This is a genomic window from Idiomarina baltica OS145 (assembly GCF_000152885.1).
Taxonomy (GTDB): domain Bacteria; phylum Pseudomonadota; class Gammaproteobacteria; order Enterobacterales; family Alteromonadaceae; genus Idiomarina; species Idiomarina baltica.
In genome coordinates, this window is the sequence record NZ_CH672407.1 from 146,797 (window position 1) to 164,441 (window position 17,645).

The following is a 17,645-nucleotide window of genomic DNA, read 5'->3' on the forward strand; positions in this document are numbered from 1 at the left end:
CTTCCGCTTTGGCCTCAGCATTTGCCTTATATTCAGGAACTCTTATTTGATCTACATGACACAATGACAAGAGCGATTGAGGAACATCCACGTACGCTGGCTGTTCGCTTTGATTTGAAAGTGCCTGTAGCCCGTATTCCCTTGCACCATAAACCACGAAAGACCGCACGACTCACTCAATGATATGACACCGTTTGATTACCGAACTGCGGCATAAATATTCTATCAGATGACTGTGTTATAAATGGGATATTTACACTTCTACCTGCCTAAAATATTCACGCTCGAAGTTGTTCGGTGACATTCTGAAGGCCCTGCACTTTGTGCGGGGCTTTTTTATTTCTACAGACCGACTACCAACAATTATTCGTACCATGGAGCCGAATTCTAGAAGGGCTGTCGATCTCTTAAAACCTCAGTTTGTCAATTGTTTAGAGGGTTTAGCAGTTATCGCTCCCGCTAGTACCAAGCCAATGGCGGCAGCTATCAAAGAGCTGTTGAATGTTTCACTATAAGCTCTAAGCGCCTCTGCCAAGAGAGGACCTATAATTTGCCCCACTCCATAAGAAAGCGTCATGACTGCCAGCATATTAAACTTTACTCTGTACTTTATTTTTTGTGCGGCTGACATTGCAATTGTTACGGTTCCCATGAAGGTGGAGCCGACCAAAATGGCACTTAAAAGATAAAAGCTAGAGGACGAACCCATCGTCGGTAGCACTACACCTAACGCCTGTACGCCTAGGTTAGTTTGTAAGGCAAGCTGGGAACCTAGACGTTGATGAATTTTGTGCCAAATAAAGCACGAGGGCATGGCACCTAATCCGAATACCGCCCAGATATGTGACGAATCAACCTCGGGTAACACTTGATGGACTAAAAACGGTAAATAGGTTGCGGTGATTATGTATCCTAAGCCAGCCAGTCCGTAGCAAAAAATAAGTGCACCGGTACCGATATTGGGCGCTTGCCTTTTACTTTCCGTTTGGTAGTTTGGGCTTGCTTTGGGATTGCTATCAAATAGTCCTCTGAGCACCATGATACCGAGAGCTACGGTCAATAATGCCAGTGCTAGCCACATTTCAAAACTGGTTAACAGCAACCAATCCGCTAACACGATCAGTTCTGCAGAGACGACGATGCCAAAACCCACCCCCGCAAATAATAAAGGTGCATGGTGCGAGTGGCCGCGGTGTTCAAGTAGCCAAAGCGAGGCTGCCACCATAGAAAAAGCACTAAACACGCCAGCAATAAAGCGCACCGCAATAATCGCTACTGCGGGCAGTGGCATTGCTAATAATGCCATAAATACAGCCGTGCCGATGACAGCACAAAGACACATACGATGAGCGTTGTGAGGTTTAATATATATAGACAGTAGTGACCCGACCAAATAGCCACAGTAATTGAGTGTAGCTGCCAAGCTACCCGCCCAAACACTCAACACGCCTTCTTCGACCATGTGAGGCAAAATTGCTGTGTAGGCAAATCGCCCAAAACCCATTCCAATAGTAAGAATTAACGCCGCTTCTAGCGCCGTTCTGATGCCGCGATCTTGATTATTACGGTCCACCGATTCCATTACAGCGTGTCCTTAACGACATCGATCAGACGTGAAAGTGCGGGAGTCAGGTGGCCTTGTCGCCATACGAGATAAGTATCAATGGTTTGACAATTTAACGAGGCTAACGTCTTAGCAGCAGGACTCAACTCTAAGACGCTTCTAGGTAACAAAGTGACACAGTGCCCCGCTGCAACGCATGCAATCATGGCGTGATAAGAATTTAACTCCTGGACACACCACTCGGAACTCGCATCAATATCCAAAACCGTCTCAGCTATCTTGCGATAAGTACATCCCGAAGCAAAAGCGGCAAGAGTGCGAGTTTCTAATTGAGTTATATCTTTCACACCCGCTTCGTTGGGTGGTAGTAGAAGAACTAAGTCTTCTTGCCAAACAGGTAGCGAATTGAGTGTCCGATCATCGAGCTCATCGTGCGCTATTTGCTCTGCATGCAAAGCCACAAAAGCACAGTCAATTAACCCTTTTTGCACCTCATCAATAAGCCTGCTTGAGGGGGCTGTCTTTAAACTTACATGAACCTGCGAGAATCTCTTAGTAAAGTCCGCTAGCAGCTGTGGTAAACGACTTGCAGCTGTACTTTCCATACTTCCCATTCGCACACTACCACCGCTTTGTTCCCCCAAAACGACCTGTTTAGCCTCCTCTTCTAGCGCGATAAGGCGTTTCGCATATTCTAAAAATTGCTCGCCGGCATGAGACAACGATAACCGCTTATTAATACGTACAAACAGGTCAGTGGCGACCTCAGACTCAAGCTGCTGAATTCGAGTAGTAACATTTGAAGGCGCTCGACCCAGTCTCTCTGCAGCGCGAGTGATACTTAACTCATCAGCCACACAGCAAAAGATTTTCAACGATTCAATATTCATTATATTCTCAATACAGGAATTTATTTAAAAATACATTCTTTATATGAGAATTTCAAATGCTACAGCCAAACTTGAAGCGAATTAGCGTTTAATGTAGCTTTACAGGGTTCGTATCAACCGCGAGAAGTAATGCGTAGACTGGGATTTTTAATTTTTGTACTGTTTGCCGTTCTGACTCAAATCAGTCAGGCGGTCGCTGACGTGCATCAAACCCATCAATCTGCGTTCGAGCAACACCTCAATTTCGAACACGACGAATCCCATATCGATAAAAGCAATCTCCCGAGTAGTGGTCAAATTAGTTTTGATTGTCACCACTGTTGCCATTGTCATGGCTCATTTCACCTCTATGCCATAAAAGCGGAGCGGACATTGACTTTGCCGCGTGTCGCGACGATCCGTCCGGGCTATGCCCAGGCTTATACAAATCCCTCTTCAGCGCCATTATTCCGGCCTCCCATCTCCTCATAACTGCTTAACACGCTGCTTTCGCAGCACTTAATTTGTTTTACGCAGTAACATGACTGAGGAGTCTACCTATGCGTTCGTTTTCGAAACGCAGCAAACGCTTGTTTGCTGCAATTAGTATGGCGTTGAGTTCAAGCTTCGCCAGCGCACAGCAATTGCCTGACCTATGGCAACAAGCAATACAGCAACATCCAAGTGTTCAGGCGGCCGAGCAACAAGCTCAAGCACTGATCCAGCAAGGCCGCCAGCTCAATCAACCGCTATATAATCCAACCTTGTCTTCTCGCTTAGAGCGCGAGGGAGACGTCAATAACTACGCGGTGGGTGTGAGTCAAACGCTCGACTGGAGTACCGGTAATGAAGCTCGCGCCAGCCAAGCCGATGCCATGACAGCGTTAGCACAAAGCCTCTATCGTCAAACGGCGACCCAGCACGCTAAAGAGCTACTCGATGCTTATGTGCGCTGGTTTGATGCCCAAAGGCGATACAGCTTGGCGAAACAGCAGGAGGACGTGGTTCAGCAAGCTATCGACATCGTCTCTGAGCGTCGTCGAGCAGGTGACTTGGGGCCGTGGATGAACAACTGACCATTTTGGCGTTAAGTCGTCAATTACAGCAAACCGCTGCAACATACCAAACGTTGCAGTCTGCTGAAGCGGATTTAAACGCCTTACTGACCACCTCTGATTTCAATCAACTCACCATTGAGGATGGCGTATTTGATATTACACCCAGTTTAACGGTTCGCTGGCAACAGCATCCGCAGTTAAAGGCCGCTTATCTGCAATGGCAGCTTAAACGTGCCGATGTCGACTGGAAGCGCTCACTAACGACGGCCAACCCGACGTTGGGTATTGAAGCGGGCGAGACCGACCACGAAACCGTCGTTGGTTTATCTTTCAGTATGCCTTTGCAGATCCGTAACAGCTACAACGACGCAGTGCATGCGGCGAGTAGCGAAGCACTGGCGGAAGAGAAGCGACTCATGGCGTTGAAGCATCAGTGGCAAGCGGCGCTCAAATCCTCGCTTAACAACTATCGCTTTATCAAAAGCCAATGGCACAGCTGGCAACAACGCTTTCAAGACCGACAGAGCGCTTCGTCCCAAGTGATAGAGCAGTCCTGGGTCGAAGGCGACTTATCAACCACCGATTACCTCACCGCAATGCGCCAACAACTCGACAGTCAATACGCAGGTATCGCGTTACAAACGCAATACCGTTTGGCGGCTATCGAATGGTTATATCGCTCGGGTGAACTCAGCAAAGCTCTGAAGTTAAGCCCGCTCAGTCAGCACACAAGTAACGCGATTGGAGAATAAATCATGTCAGTAAAACCTTTACATGCAGTCATAGCAATGGTGCTGAGCGTTTCAACTCAGGCGCAGGAGCAACATCAAGAAGACCATGAAACACACCAAGAGCCCGCTGGCATCACACTTTCTGAGCAGCAACGTGATATGGCCGACATTGCCACTGGCAAACTCAGCGCTCGCGTGATCGAGTACCCCGTGTATGCGCCCGGCGAGGTAGTGGCGAACGATTTCAATAGCTACGTTGTCAGTCCTCGAATTGATTCCACCATTTTAAGACGCTTTGTCAGTATCGGCGATCACGTCGAACAAGGTGAACCGCTGGCTACGCTATTTAGTGCGCGTATGGCGGACGCACAAAGCAGTTATTTAGTTGCGCTAAACGAGTGGCAACGGGTGCAGTCGCTGGGTGAATCGACAGTCGGTGAAAAACGCTTCGTCGAAGCACAAAATACGTTTACCTCAGCGCGCGCTAAACTCAAAGCGTTTGGTATGCTACTTAACGAAATTGAGCGTTTAACCAAGCCCGATTATCCACTTGGAGAATATCAACTGACGTCTGATATTAACGGCATTGTGGTTAGCGATAACTTTAAGCAAGGTCAACAAGTGAGTGCAGGTACCGAGCTCGTTGATGTGCTGCAAGAAGCAAGTTTGTGGGTGAACGCACGACTACCCGGTACCACCGATCTTAACGTTAAGTTTGGTGATCAAGTGATGGTGACAGTCGATGGAGTCGACTACCCTGCAAAAGTCATTCAGGAGGGGCATACCATCGACCATAAAACCCGCACACGCACTATCCGACTGGCAGTCGATAATAAGCAAGACCGCCTTCATCCTGGGCTTTTTGCTGATGTCTACTTCACCGTTGAGTCGGAGCAACCGGTATTAGCGGTTCAGGACTCAGCACTGATGCGTGCTCCAGATGGCGACTGGCAAATCTTCATTGAACGTGCTCCCGGTCAGTTCGAACCCCAAGAAGTCGAACTAATTGATGAAAAAGGTCCGTGGAAGATTATTGACGGGGTATCGGAAGGCACACGATACGTCAGTCAGGGGGCTTTTTTCGTCCGTTCACAAATTGCTAAGGGCGGCTTTGACCCGCATAACCATTAATAGGAGGTTGTATGTTTCAGCGCATTATCCAATTTGCTGTCGCCAATCGCCTATTATTGGTATTGGCCTTATTCGGCATCAGCATCGCGTCCTTTTTTGTGATCCCTAAGCTTAATTTGGACGCCTTTCCCGATGTGACCAATGTTCAGGTTACGGTGAATACCGAGGCGCCCGGGTTAGCAGCGACCGAAGTTGAGCAATTAATTACTTATCCGATCGAGTCTGTCATGTATGCCCTTCCCGATGTTGAGGAAGTCCGCTCCATCTCTAAGACCGGCTTGTCCGGTATTACCGTGGTGTTTGACGAGAGCGTGGATATTTACTTTGCTCGACAACTGGTATTTGAGCGACTGCAAGCGGCAAAAGAGTTGATTCCCGAGGGTGTCGGCACACCCGAAATGGGTCCTAACTCCTCCGGTCTGGGTCAGGTCTACCAGTACTTATTAGTCGCCGACCCTGATTCTGGCGTGACTAGCATGGAGCTGCGTAGTCTTAACGACTATGTGGTTAAACTGCTACTCATGCCGGTTGAAGGGATCACCGAAGTCTTGTCCTTTGGCGGCGAGGTTAAGCAATATCAGGTTAACCTTAATCCCGCCAAGTTATTGTCTTATGAACTGACCCAACAGGACGTTATGGATGCGGTTAATAAGAACAACGGTAACGTAGGGGGCTGGTATATGCCTCGCGGTCAGGAGCAGTTAGTTATCCGTGGCACGGGCTGGCTCGCGAACGGTGATAAAGGGTTGCAACAGCTCCGTCAGATTCCCTTAAAAACCGTTGACGGGGTCTCGGTGACACTCGGCCAAGTAGCCACTGTCGAGGTCGGGAGTGAAATCCGCCAAGGTGCGGTATCAATGTCGCGCAAAGTTGACGGTCAGGTCAACCAGTTAGGTGAGGTGGTGTCCGGTATCGTACTCAAACGTATGGGTTCGAACACCAAGGCGACTATCGATGGCATTAAAAAGCGCATTCCGCTTATCCAGCAGGCACTGCCCGAGGGCGTCACGTTTGAGCCGTATTATGATCAAGCCGATTTAATACAAAAAGCCGTGTCGACGGTCGCCTATTCGCTCCTCATCGCATTTGTGTTCATCATCGCGGTATTGGCCTTATTCTTACTGAACTTACGCGCTACTTTCTTAGTGCTGCTCTCTATACCAGTGTCGATCGCCATCGCCTTGATGGTTATGTCGGCTGTCGGTATGTCTGCGAATCTCATGTCATTAGGCGGGATTGCTGTCGCTATTGGTATGCTGGTCGATGGTTCGGTAGTGATGGTTGAAAACATTTTCAAACATCTGAGTCGTCCCGATATTGAGCACCATGAACAGGCAGCAAAGCGGACTGAGTATCACGATCCTGACCCGCAAGCGGCTCAGCTTGATAATCACGGTATCAAACTCCGAGTGAAAGAGGCGGCGAATGAGGTCGCACGACCCGTCTTTTTTGCTGCCATGATCATTTTGGTCGTTTTCATGCCGTTATTTAGCTTTCAGGGTGTCGAGGCAAAATTATTTGAGCCAATGGCGATCAGTATCATTCTGGCAATTATCTCAGCAGTTTTTGTTGCCATCATGGTCGTCCCGGCGCTCGCTAGTTACTTCTTTAGTCGCGGCATAAAGCCTCGAGAAAATAAGTTACTTAAACCCCTAGATAGGGGCTACAAGCGACTGCTATCCATTACCTTAAAAAGTAAAAAAGTGGTGGTTGCGATCGCCGGTGCGTTATTTGTCGCTGCCCTGCTATTGGTTCCGCAACTGGGCACCGAGTTTGCGCCTGAGCTAGAAGAAGGCACGATTAATATTCGCGTGACATTGGCCCCCTCTTCTAATCTCGAAACGGCGTTGGAGGTTGCTCCTAAGCTCGAAAAAATACTGATGTCATTTCCAGAAACCACGTATGCGCTGAGCCGTATTGGTCGCGCAGAGGTCGGCGGCGATCCGGAGCCTATCAGTAATATTGAGATCTATGTCGGTGTTAAACCCCAGTCAGAATGGACTACGGCATCAGACCGTTACGCCTTGCAGGAAAAAATGGAAGCTAAACTCGATACACACCCGGGTCTACTGTTTAACTTTTCACAACCGATTGCAACGCGGGTCGATGAGCTACTGTCGGGGGTTAAATCGCAACTCGCGATTAAGTTATTTGGCCCCGATTTGGATGTGCTTGCCCGTAAAGGTCAGGCGATTGAGGAAGCAGTTAAACAAGTCGATGGCGCCGTTGCTGTAGCAATGGAGCAAATAAAGGGCGAAGCCCAGCTAGTGGTGTCTCCTAAACGACAACAACTCTCACGTTACGGATTAAATGTCTCTGATGTGCTAGATGTCGTCGACAATGGACTGGGTGGTGCGTCAGCGGGCCAAATTATTCACGGCAATGAGCGCTATGACATTTATGTGCGGCTTGCCAAACAGTTTCGAGCAACCGCAGAAGCCATTCGTTCATTACGTTTATTAACGCCATCGGGTGCTTGGGTTACGCTCGGCGAGGTCGCCCACGTCGCGATCGAATCGGGTCCACCCCAAATACGCCGAGATGATGTTCAACGACGTGTCGTCATTCAATCCAATGTGCAAGGTCGTGACATGGGCAGTGTCGTAACGGATATCCGTCAGACCATCGACAACACCGTTGACTTACCATCCGGCTATTCAGTCGATATTGGTGGTCAGTTTGAGAGTCAACAACGAGCGCAAAAGCGGCTATCTATTGTCGTACCTATTTCGCTTGTCCTTATCGCACTGTTGCTCTACTTTGCCTTCGGCACCCTGGGTCAAGCAATGTTGATTTTAGTAAACGTGCCGTTAGCAGTGATTGGCGGTATTGTTGCACTCTTTATCTCCGGTCAATATCTTTCGGTGCCCAGTGCGGTCGGTTTCATCACACTCTTTGGTGTCGCCGTTCTAAATGGTGTGGTTCTGGTAGAGAGCATTAACCAGCGCATCGCGGACGGTCATCAGGTCACTGAGGCAGTATTTGATGGCGCATGGTCTCGCTTACGTCCGGTGTTGATGACAGCCATCACCTCAGCGCTCGGGCTGATACCCATGCTGTTTGCCACGGGTGCAGGCGCTGAGATCCAGCGTCCCTTGGCAACGGTCATCGTCGGTGGACTGGTTTCCGCCACGTTACTGACGCTTGTAGTATTACCGGTGCTCTACCCTTGGTTCTCTAAACAGAAAGTGAAGGAGCTTACGCGAACCTGATTTGTTTCACTGCTTACAGTTTGTAACAAAGCAGATTCGCTTTTCGTCTCCACCGTGATTATTGTTTAATCAAAGTCAAAATGAGGGCGTTGAAATGTACAGCGACAAAGATATTCGCGCAGCCGTCGAGGCAGGTGTCATGCCTAAACAAACGGCGAACGCGTTTCGTGATTTTATTCAACAACAGCGCGGTGGAGTCCTAAATCAAGACCAAGAGTATATTCCTTTGGTACACGGCTTTAACGACATTTTTGTCGTGATCGCCGCAGTGATTGCTTTGGCAGGTCTGTGGACGATTGGTAATACCATGTCGCCGCTGATCGGTGGCGGTTTAGTAGCTGTGGCAAGTTGGTTGTTGTCCGAGTACTTCACTCGCCGTCGACATATGGCGCTGCCATCGATCGTGCTATTGGTGACGGCATTGGGCGGTACCTTCGGTGGCGTGATTATGCAATTACTTGCCATGGCGGTTAGACCCGACCTTGCTAGCGGTGTCGCATTTATTGCTGCCAGTGCCGTTGCAACAGCGCATTGGTTTCGGTTCCGTGTTCCTATCACGCTCGCGGCTGGGATCGCTACGGTGGTTGGTATCATCGTGTCTTTCCTAAGCACCACCTGGTTGCTAGACAGTATCTTAATTGACTTGGTGATCATGACAGGGGGTTTAGTCACCTTTGGCATCGCCATGTATTGGGATGCTTCGGACGTCGATCGCACCAGTCGCCGTTCTGATGTCGCATTTTGGCTTCATCTACTGGCGGCGCCGCTGATGATTCATCCTTTGTTTAACGTCATTCTTGGCAGTGATTTTGAAATCGGCGTTACTCAAGCAGCCGCCACACTGGTGGTTTATGTTGTGTTGAGTGTCGTATCTCTGATTATCGATCGTCGCGCCTTGATGGTATCAGCATTGGCCTACGTTATTTTTATTTTCAGTCAAGTGCTGACAAGCGTTGGCTTGGTCGACTTAGGTAGCGCGGTGATGGGCTTAATCGTGGGTGCTGGCTTACTACTTGTGTCGGTGTTCTGGCATCCGTTACGCAGTTCATTGGTATCTAAATTGCCGCCTGCGCTACTTAATAAGTTACCTTCACTGCAATAAAGCAATGAGCGGCGCAAGCCGCTCTTTCTAATTTATTAGTTAAAAATTGTAGATATTTTGTAAAAATAAGCTTTGAAAAGCGCTTTAAGCGATCCATAATTTAACAATTAAACATTTAAATAACATTTGGAGCCGTTATGGCTGTAAAATTTGAAGACCGTCCCCTGGATAAAGTTCGCGAAGAAGTGATAGACCAGCTGGTTATGAATTACAGTCATGGTGAACTATCGCAAGAGGCTTTTGAGGCGCGGCTTGACCAAGCATTTGATGCGATCGCTCACCAGCAATTAGCCGACTTAGTAGAAGACTTACCCCTGCAAGTTGATGCGAAGTATGAGCAAAGTAAAGCCGCACGTTTTGACGCACACTCCACCAAAATATTCGCTGGCAGCGAACATTCGGTTGTCGCAATACTGTCGTCGCAAAGCATGAAAGGTGCATGGCAAGTACCGGCTAAAATTAAAGCCTACAGTGTGCTGGGTTCACTCAAGATCGACTTTACTGATGCGCACTTCGAGAGCGATGAAATTCATGTTCAACTACTCGACCTTGTTGGTGATATTAAAATTTTTGTTCCCGAGTTTGCCCGCGTGACCTGCAATGTCGCTAACATTATTAGCTCTCTCGATAATCATCTAGAGGCGCCAATACAAGCGCCTAAAGTGCACATCCATATTTCCGGCTATTCCGTACTCTCTTCTATTGATATCAAAGTACGCCAAACAATGCGCGAGCGTTTTATTGCGTTTGCTGATAAGTTAAAGCGTAACTGGACCACCTAAAAACAACAACATGGAGTCTAATCAATGAAGCTCTACGAAATGGCGAAGGCGCCTAACCCGCGTCGCGTACGCATGTTTCTCGCAGAAAAGGGATTACTAGATAAAGTCGAACGGATTGAAATTGACTTGTCAAAAGGTGAAAACCTCAGCGATTCTTTCAAAGCCAAAAACCCCATGCAAAAAGTCCCTGTACTTGAGCTCGATGACGGTAGCTTTATCTGCGAAACCACGGCAATTTGCCATTATTTCGAAAACCAATATCCCGACTCACCTAAACTACTTGGCGACAATGCCAACGACAAAGCCATTATTGAACAATGGACGCGTTGGGTCGATTTTTACTTGTTCTATCCAATTGGCATGGGCTTTCAGCACACGACCGACTATTTCAAGCACCGCATGCAACCCATCCGCGAATGGGGAGAGCACAATATCAAAGAGGCCGAGCGCTTTTTTGACTTTTTAAACGATCAACTCGAAGGTAAAGATTTTATTGCCTGCGGTCAGCTCACCGTCGCCGATATCAATGCGTTCTGCTCAGTCGACTTTGGCAAAGTCGTGAATCTACGCGTTGATGAAAGCCGTCCTAATTTATTCCGTTGGTATCAAGCGATGAAGCAACGCGCTTCTGCTAAAGTTTAATTCGAGCCTGATATGCAAGAAGAAGCATCAAGTTTGTGGGCGGAGTTTAGCTCCGCCTTTACTACCCTATGGCAAACACCACTTTATACCTCCGGCGATACAAAAATCCATTTTAGCCAAGTGGTCATTGCGCTGACCATTATCATCGTTGGTGTTATTGTTGTTCGCATTATAGGTCGCCAACTACTGAACCGTGCCCTGCTGCGCAACGGCGCGTCGGAAAACACCCTATTTACCTTTCGTCGGCTATTTCAGTTTATTGCCTACTTGTTACTGGTTTTACTTGCTCTACCGTTAGCTGGTATTCCGATTACGATATTTGCAGTACTCGGTGGCGCGTTCGCCATTGGTGTGGGTTTTGGTGCGCAGAATTTGCTCAATAACCTGATATCGGGTTTTATTCTATTAACCGAGAGTCCAATTCGTATTGGCGACATCGTTGAGCTTGAGAACGAGCAAGGTCGCATTGAAGAAATAGGTAATCGTTGTGTACGTATTCGTCGGTTTGACGGGATTCATGTACTGGTGCCAAACAGCTACTTTTTAGAGCAACGCGTAGTGAACTGGACACTGGTTTCAAAAGATATCCGCAGCAATGTCAGTGTTGGTGTCGCTTATGGTTCACCGGCTGAAAAGGTACGTGACTTAATGCTGGAGGCGGCGAAAGAGCATAAAAAGATTAACACCGAGTACCCCATCGAAGTGTTATTTGAAGACTTTGGTGATAACAGCCTTACCTTCAATTTGCTGTTCTGGACTTCGGTTAGTGCGCCGATGGATTTACGTCGGGTGCAGTCGGACTTGCGCTACAAGATCGACTCACTATTCGCCGAGAATGATATCGTCATCGCCTTCCCACAACGGGATGTGCACCTCGATACATTAAGACCACTCGAAGTCTCTATTCAACGAGCAAAAAAAAGCGATGCTAATTAGCATCGCTTTTATCAAAACTCTCCGCGTATTTAGAATTCACGCTTATACGTTAGCGAGAAACTAACACCACGCGTTTCTGAACGAAGCAAGGTATCGTCAAACTCAATCTCTTTATCTTGATTCAAGATATTTTGCACCTTGAGCGTGATCTGAGAATTGAAGTCTGGATAGTAACTATAAACCGCGTCTAAACTGTGGAAAGGTTGCTCAAACGCATCGCCACGACCTTCGATACCTGGAATGATAATACGCTCACCAAACACGTTATAAACCAACGATGCAGAGTGCTTACCATTGTCAGAATCAAAGCCAAGCTGACTGTTGACCACCCATTTTGAGTGACCCGTTAAGCGACGTTCGGTATTGGTAATCGACGTCGATACACCGGTTTGTTCAACAATCTTCTGAGTATCCAACTGGATTTCAGAGTCACTTAACGTAACGTTACCCGAAACAAAGAAGTTCGTGCTGAGTGATTTTAACCACTCCATTTCGACACCGTATACTTCACCGGTCTCAGCGTTAGCAATACGTACTAATGGAGGACCGTCTTGCGCGGGCGACTGAACAGATTCAATCGGGTCAGTCATGTCCTTATAGAACATACCCAACGACAAGGTATCGCCATTTTCTTGATACCACTCCCAACGTGCGTCATAGTTCTTGATCGACGTTGTCCGCAAGCCTGGTGTACCGCCGACTGGGAACAAGGTCAACGGATCGAGGTACGTTGAACTAGAGACTTCGCGCAAGTCAGGACGGACTACCGTTTGTCCGTAGCTGAAACGTAACTGCTGCTCGTCAGTTAAAAAGTAAGTCAACGCCAACGATGGATAGAAGTCATCCTCTTGGAATGCTAAATCAGCTAGATCGTTAGGTGTCGGGTTGGTTGGTAAATCGATTTCACCGGTCGTTGGTACCAGTGGTACCACAACTTGGCGGAAGTCTTCCCAACGAACACCCGCCGTAATACGCCACTTCTCTTTAAAGAACACGTCGCCTTCAACGTAGTATGCGTCGATTGCTTGCGCAGAAATATAATCATCGCCCGCTACCGTCGTATCGTTCAATATCGGCGTAAAACTAAGTTCAGTATTCGCTAATAAGTCATCATTAAGGATTTCGCCTAGCTGATGCCCTTGCAAAACGCTCGAGTCGGGGAACGCACGCGTATTGATATCAAAACGACGGTTGGTGGCAAAACGCGTTTTCTGAACAAAGTCCGCGCCCGCCTTTAAGGTGATATCCCAATCATCGAGCATGATTGGTAGAGTTACATTGCCGCCCCAGTTTTCAACTTCATCATCGAGATCTTGAAAAGAGTAACGTGCAGCCGTCGTCGCATTGGTTAGGTTACTCTCAGTTTGACGGTCAAAAACTCCATCTTCGTTACGGTCCGTCAAAATAAACCGAGTCTCTAAGTTACCCGGTGCATAACGGCTTGAACGTGCCTTTGAATACTTCCAATCAATACCCAAGAAGTTCCAGTCGGTAAAGGTATGCATCCCTTTAATTTGGTTAGCCACCATCCGACGCTCTTGGTAATTCACATCAAACTCACGAATACGCTGGTCAGAGCCGAAGTTGATGTTGTTATTGTTACCCAATTTCTCGCGTAAACGATCCTCGGTATCGTTCAGAATGACATGGCTGAAGTCGACTTTGTGATTCGCGCCGTAGTTAATGCCCAGCGTGAACATACCTGACCACGTCACTTGGTGCTCGGTTGACTGCACATCATCCCAACCACGAACCAATGTATAGCTGTCATCAGGGTTTAAGCGGTAGTTTTCACCCAGAAACTGCTCAGAAACCTGCCACTCATTGCGGTACGCAGCCGTGGTCAAAAAACCAATCGCCCACTTGTCAGTTAAATCATAACGGTTACCGTAGGTCACATTGACACCATAATCAGGGTCAATAGACTGCATTTGAGGGTCATAATCTCGGTTCAGTGCCAACGCCACATCCCGATTATCTTCGATGCTAATTTCATCAAGGAATGTGCGTTGTCCCCACAACGCTTGCAACATTTGTGGTGCTGCACGAGTTCCGTCATCTTTACCCTTCCATGAACTCCCGCCATCATACCAATATGAGTCATCGAAATTTTCTGAGTTGCCGCCCACTTTAATCGAGCCATTAAAAACTTCTTGCGTGGGGGCAGACTTCAGGCGGATATCAACATTACCGCCACCAAAGTTAGCCGGCATTGATGCTGAATACGACTTTTGAACAGCTAAACTTTCGATAATATCCGAGGGGAATAAATCGAGTGGAATAACGGCTCGGGTTGGATCAGGGCTCGGTACGGACATGCCGTTAAGTTGCGTACTCGAGTAACGCTCACCTAAGCCACGTACATATATAAATTTACCGTCGACCAGTGTAAGACCTGTAATACGACGAAGCGCAGCAGCGGCATCAGTATCACCGGTACGCGAAATCTGGTCAGCACCCATGATATCGGCCACGAACGCCTGTTCTTTACGCTCTTGAACTACCGCTGCGGCACTGCCCTGTAAACGAGTACCTGTGGTAACCACTTCCTCGATGACTTGCTCAGGGTTGCTTGCCTGCTGCTCTGCTTCAGCTTCGGTTTGCTCGGCGTCTTGCCAAGCGAGTGCCGCAGGTGTTGCCAAGCAGGCAAGCACTGCGAGAGAAATATTTGCCAGAGGGAATCGGTTGGCACGCATGATATTAGCTACCTCTTGTTACTATGGAAGCCGGAGGTGTCCCTAAGGTCACCTCACGGCTTTTAAAGAGCACTTTATGCTACTTAAGGGGTTACTCTAATCCTACAGTCCAACCTGCAGTCCAATCGTTACCTTCTTCAACTGCTCCAACGAATGTCGCGTTGTCGAAGAATGTATCGCCGCTGAGGTCTGCTGCAGTTGCGTCTGTAATGCTGAAGACACCGTTCAAAGTATCGCCTGCTGCGGCAATGCTATTACCTGCTTGACCTGTGAACCAAGTTTCCAAATTGACGTCAGTTGCGCCAAATTTAAAGTTTTCACCGTTGTCACACGCCATGACTGAGTGAGTCATTGCAATGCCACCATCTTGTAAGTGCTGCTGGCTGACCGGGCTACTCTCAACTTCTAAACATTCGCCCATGCCCGCAGGACCTGAAACGATCGTGTTATAGAACGTTGCTTTAGTACCTTCGCGCAAGTAGATACCCTCTGAAGAGTCCTCGCCTTGGAACGTGTTTCCAATGATGGTTAAGTTCGCAATGGTTGGGTTCGACATTGGCGTTACAGCCGGATTGCTACCATCGTTGTCAGCTTCGATACCACGGTTTGCATCTGAGTTGTCAGGGTTTTGGCGGACCAATACATATTGCATCTTGCCTTGGTACCCATTGTCCCAATCGATACTGTCATCTTGCATGTTGGTTAAAACAACATACTTGAAGTTAACCGCACCGCCGAACATTTCGATGCCATCATCTGAGTTGTTATGAACTTGGAGGTATTCCACCTTGGTTCCTGAGCCAACACCGCCGAACGTAATACCGTTAAGTTCGTTATCCGGTGCGATTTCAAAACCACCGTTCATGACACGTACATACTGCAAGGTACCTGAACTATCGGTCGCATCAGTACCACCGAATACAGCACCTTCTGCCGCGCCTTCAACTTGCAATGCACAGTCAGAACCATCAGATGGGCATTTGTTACTCGGTGCGTTACCCAAGATAACTAAGCCGCCCCACTGACCCGGCTGACCTTCGCCAGTCTCAACGTAAGCTGCGGAAGTAAACGTGATAGGCTGTTCAACCGTACCTTCCGCCATAATGTCTGAACCACGGCTGATCACTAAGTAATCGCCACCAGTACGTCCATAAACGGTTGTACCCGGCTCAATAGTCAACGTCATTGAGTTCGCATTGTCACCACCGATGAAAACCGGTCCGCTCAATGCATAAATATTGTCCGCGCTCAGTGTTAAATCGTCCGTGTAAGAGCCCGCTAGCTGACAAGTTGTGGTAGATCCATCTACTGGGGTAATCGCTTCGGTGCCTGCTGGACAACCTGCTACAGGCGCTTCTGAACCGCCCGCAGTGACTTCACCGCCGCCAAAACCAAATGCCCAGCCTTGACGCCAATCGCTGTCACCCGGAACCGCACCAACAAAATCAACTGACTCAAAGAAGCTACCATCAACGGTGTTCGCAACGTCTTGACCTGCACCTAATAACGGAGAGTTTGCCATGGGCTGACCGTTAGCACCTAGCATGATTGAAGTGCTGACTTGGTTGTTCGATTGCTGATTTAGGAACCAATCTTCGAGGTTTACATCGCCTGAACCGTACTTAAAGTTCTCACCATTGCTGCAAGCCATGAAAGAGTTTTCCATGGTGATAGTGCCGTCACCTAGATTGGTCTGAGATTGTGGGCTACCTTCAACTTCAAAGCATTCACCCATTTCCGAAGGACCTGTCACCACAACATTGTAAAACTGTGCACCGGTACCCTCGCGTAAATAAATACCTTCCGAAGAGTCTTCACCTTTGAAGTTATTACCGATAATGGTTAAGTTCGCGATAGTCGGGTTAGACATCGGCGTTGCCGCAGGGTTACTGCCATCATTGTCTGCTTCGATACCACGGTTAGCGTCGCCACCGTTCGGATCTTGCTCAACGTAAACGTATTGCATTTTACCACGATAGCCGTTGTCCCAATCGATGCTGTCATCTTGCATGCTGGTTAATACAACGTGCTTAAAGTTGACCGTACCACCGAACATTTCGATACCGTCGTCCGCGTTACCGTGCACTTGTAAGTAGTCAACCGTCGTGCCAGAACCTACGCCACCAAATGTGATACCGTTCAATTCATTGTCAGGCGCGATTTCGAAACCTGCGTGTTTAACAACCACGTAGCGTAACGTGCCTGAGTTATCATCGTCTTGAGAGCCGCCAAACACTGCGCCCTCTTCAGCACCTTCAACTTGCAATGCGCAGTCGGAGCCATCTGCTGGGCATTTGTTGCTTGATGCATTACCTAAGATAACCAAGCCGCCCCATTGGCCAGCGCCTGTTTCTTCGCCCACCACATCTTGTGATGATGTAAAGATAATGGGCGCATCAGAGGTGCCGTCTGCCATGATTTTTGAGCCGCGGCTTACAACCAAGTAATCATTACCCTGACGACCAAATACCACAGTACCCGGCTCAATGGTCAATGTTGCTGAATTCGCGTTGTCACCACCGACAAAGGTAGGTCCGTCGATAGCATACATAACTGTTGTGCCATCACTTTTGCTGTTCACTAAGGTTGTGTCAGCGGTAATGCGTCCTGAGATGACTTGAACTTGTACTTCTTCGCCGAGCGCTTCTGACGCTGCTAACGATAGTGAACCACTGGCTGTACCTGGCAAGTCAGCGCCCGTATCACCGCCGTTGTTACCACCATTGTCACCACCATTATCTGGCTGCTGTACTTCAGCACCCGAATTGATATTGATGTCGCCACCGCAACCAGCAAGCGCTAACGCTGCTGCGATCGCAGATGCTTTGAACAAAGAATTCAGATTCATTGGGTTCTCCCGACTTGGATGTTATCCATAGGTTAAAAGTCGAGGAGAATGGTAGGGAGCTAGCGTGACAAATT

At 48.2% G+C, this 17,645-nt stretch carries 13 protein-coding genes; 8 read left to right on the forward strand and 5 right to left on the reverse strand.

Annotated features, from left to right (window positions below; all coding sequences use genetic code 11):
• Positions 1-415: 415 nt before the first annotated feature.
• The 3 genes from OS145_RS09820 to OS145_RS09830 all read right to left on the reverse strand — a co-directional run bounded on the left by OS145_RS09820 (position 416) and on the right by OS145_RS09830 (position 2,781).
• Complete coding sequence (locus tag OS145_RS09820; RefSeq protein WP_006956260.1) at positions 416-1,582, reverse strand: YbfB/YjiJ family MFS transporter; 1,167 nt, start codon at positions 1,580-1,582, stop codon at positions 416-418.
• Positions 1,582-2,454, reverse strand: a complete 873-nt coding sequence (locus OS145_RS09825; protein WP_006956261.1) for a LysR family transcriptional regulator — start codon at positions 2,452-2,454, stop codon at positions 1,582-1,584. The genes OS145_RS09820 and OS145_RS09825 overlap by 1 nt, the downstream gene beginning before the upstream one ends.
• Before the next feature lie 147 nt (positions 2,455-2,601).
• Positions 2,602-2,781, reverse strand: coding sequence for a hypothetical protein (locus OS145_RS09830; RefSeq protein WP_006956262.1), 180 nt, complete (start codon positions 2,779-2,781; stop codon positions 2,602-2,604).
• A 212-nt stretch (positions 2,782-2,993) separates the two neighbouring features.
• Between OS145_RS09830 and OS145_RS13595 the strand changes: the two genes are divergently transcribed.
• The 8 genes from OS145_RS13595 to OS145_RS09865 all read left to right on the forward strand — a co-directional run bounded on the left by OS145_RS13595 (position 2,994) and on the right by OS145_RS09865 (position 12,027).
• Positions 2,994-3,509 (forward strand): TolC family protein, encoded by a 516-nt coding sequence (locus tag OS145_RS13595; RefSeq protein WP_006956263.1) that lies wholly within the window; start codon positions 2,994-2,996, stop codon positions 3,507-3,509.
• Positions 3,494-4,243 carry a TolC family protein gene (locus OS145_RS13600; protein WP_242603670.1) on the forward strand — a complete coding sequence of 250 codons (750 nt, stop codon included), beginning with the start codon at positions 3,494-3,496 and terminating at the stop codon, positions 4,241-4,243. Before OS145_RS13595 ends, OS145_RS13600 begins: the two co-directional genes overlap by 16 nt.
• Before the next feature lie 3 nt (positions 4,244-4,246).
• Positions 4,247-5,353 (forward strand): efflux RND transporter periplasmic adaptor subunit, encoded by a 1,107-nt coding sequence (locus OS145_RS09840; RefSeq protein WP_006956265.1) that lies wholly within the window; start codon positions 4,247-4,249, stop codon positions 5,351-5,353.
• 11 nt (positions 5,354-5,364) lie between these two features.
• Complete coding sequence (locus OS145_RS09845; protein ID WP_006956266.1) at positions 5,365-8,565, forward strand: efflux RND transporter permease subunit; 3,201 nt, start codon at positions 5,365-5,367, stop codon at positions 8,563-8,565.
• A gap of 94 nt (positions 8,566-8,659) precedes the next feature.
• A complete protein-coding gene (locus OS145_RS09850) occupies positions 8,660-9,667 on the forward strand; it encodes a DUF2339 domain-containing protein (RefSeq protein ID WP_006956267.1) in 1,008 nt (335 codons plus the stop codon).
• A gap of 137 nt (positions 9,668-9,804) precedes the next feature.
• Positions 9,805-10,449, forward strand: coding sequence for a DUF1707 SHOCT-like domain-containing protein (locus OS145_RS09855; protein WP_006956268.1), 645 nt, complete (start codon positions 9,805-9,807; stop codon positions 10,447-10,449).
• 24 nt (positions 10,450-10,473) lie between these two features.
• Complete coding sequence (locus tag OS145_RS09860) at positions 10,474-11,091, forward strand: glutathione S-transferase family protein (RefSeq protein WP_006956269.1); 618 nt, start codon at positions 10,474-10,476, stop codon at positions 11,089-11,091.
• A 12-nt stretch (positions 11,092-11,103) separates the two neighbouring features.
• A complete protein-coding gene (locus tag OS145_RS09865; RefSeq protein ID WP_006956270.1) occupies positions 11,104-12,027 on the forward strand; it encodes a mechanosensitive ion channel family protein in 924 nt (307 codons plus the stop codon).
• A 29-nt stretch (positions 12,028-12,056) separates the two neighbouring features.
• Here the strand turns inward: OS145_RS09865 and OS145_RS09870 are convergent, their stop codons facing one another.
• Complete coding sequence (locus tag OS145_RS09870) at positions 12,057-14,723, reverse strand: TonB-dependent receptor domain-containing protein (RefSeq protein WP_006956271.1); 2,667 nt, start codon at positions 14,721-14,723, stop codon at positions 12,057-12,059.
• A gap of 91 nt (positions 14,724-14,814) precedes the next feature.
• Entirely contained in the window at positions 14,815-17,571 is a 2,757-nt protein-coding gene (locus tag OS145_RS09875; RefSeq protein ID WP_006956272.1) for a beta-helix domain-containing protein, read from the reverse strand.
• Between the last annotated feature and the right edge of the window lie 74 nt (positions 17,572-17,645).

Coding starts and splice junctions, on each gene's coding strand:
- OS145_RS09820 (WP_006956260.1), bottom strand. CDS start 1,582: ATGGAATCGGTGGACCGTAATAATCAAGATCGCGGCATCAGAACGGCG.
- OS145_RS09825 (WP_006956261.1), bottom strand. CDS start 2,454: ATGAATATTGAATCGTTGAAAATCTTTTGCTGTGTGGCTGATGAGTTA.
- OS145_RS09830 (WP_006956262.1), bottom strand. CDS start 2,781: ATGGCAACAGTGGTGACAATCAAAACTAATTTGACCACTACTCGGGAG.
- OS145_RS13595 (WP_006956263.1), top strand. CDS start 2,994: ATGCGTTCGTTTTCGAAACGCAGCAAACGCTTGTTTGCTGCAATTAGT.
- OS145_RS09840 (WP_006956265.1), top strand. CDS start 4,247: ATGTCAGTAAAACCTTTACATGCAGTCATAGCAATGGTGCTGAGCGTT.
- OS145_RS09845 (WP_006956266.1), top strand. CDS start 5,365: ATGTTTCAGCGCATTATCCAATTTGCTGTCGCCAATCGCCTATTATTG.
- OS145_RS09850 (WP_006956267.1), top strand. CDS start 8,660: ATGTACAGCGACAAAGATATTCGCGCAGCCGTCGAGGCAGGTGTCATG.
- OS145_RS09855 (WP_006956268.1), top strand. CDS start 9,805: ATGGCTGTAAAATTTGAAGACCGTCCCCTGGATAAAGTTCGCGAAGAA.
- OS145_RS09860 (WP_006956269.1), top strand. CDS start 10,474: ATGAAGCTCTACGAAATGGCGAAGGCGCCTAACCCGCGTCGCGTACGC.
- OS145_RS09865 (WP_006956270.1), top strand. CDS start 11,104: ATGCAAGAAGAAGCATCAAGTTTGTGGGCGGAGTTTAGCTCCGCCTTT.
- OS145_RS09870 (WP_006956271.1), bottom strand. CDS start 14,723: ATGCGTGCCAACCGATTCCCTCTGGCAAATATTTCTCTCGCAGTGCTT.
- OS145_RS09875 (WP_006956272.1), bottom strand. CDS start 17,571: ATGAATCTGAATTCTTTGTTCAAAGCATCTGCGATCGCAGCAGCGTTA.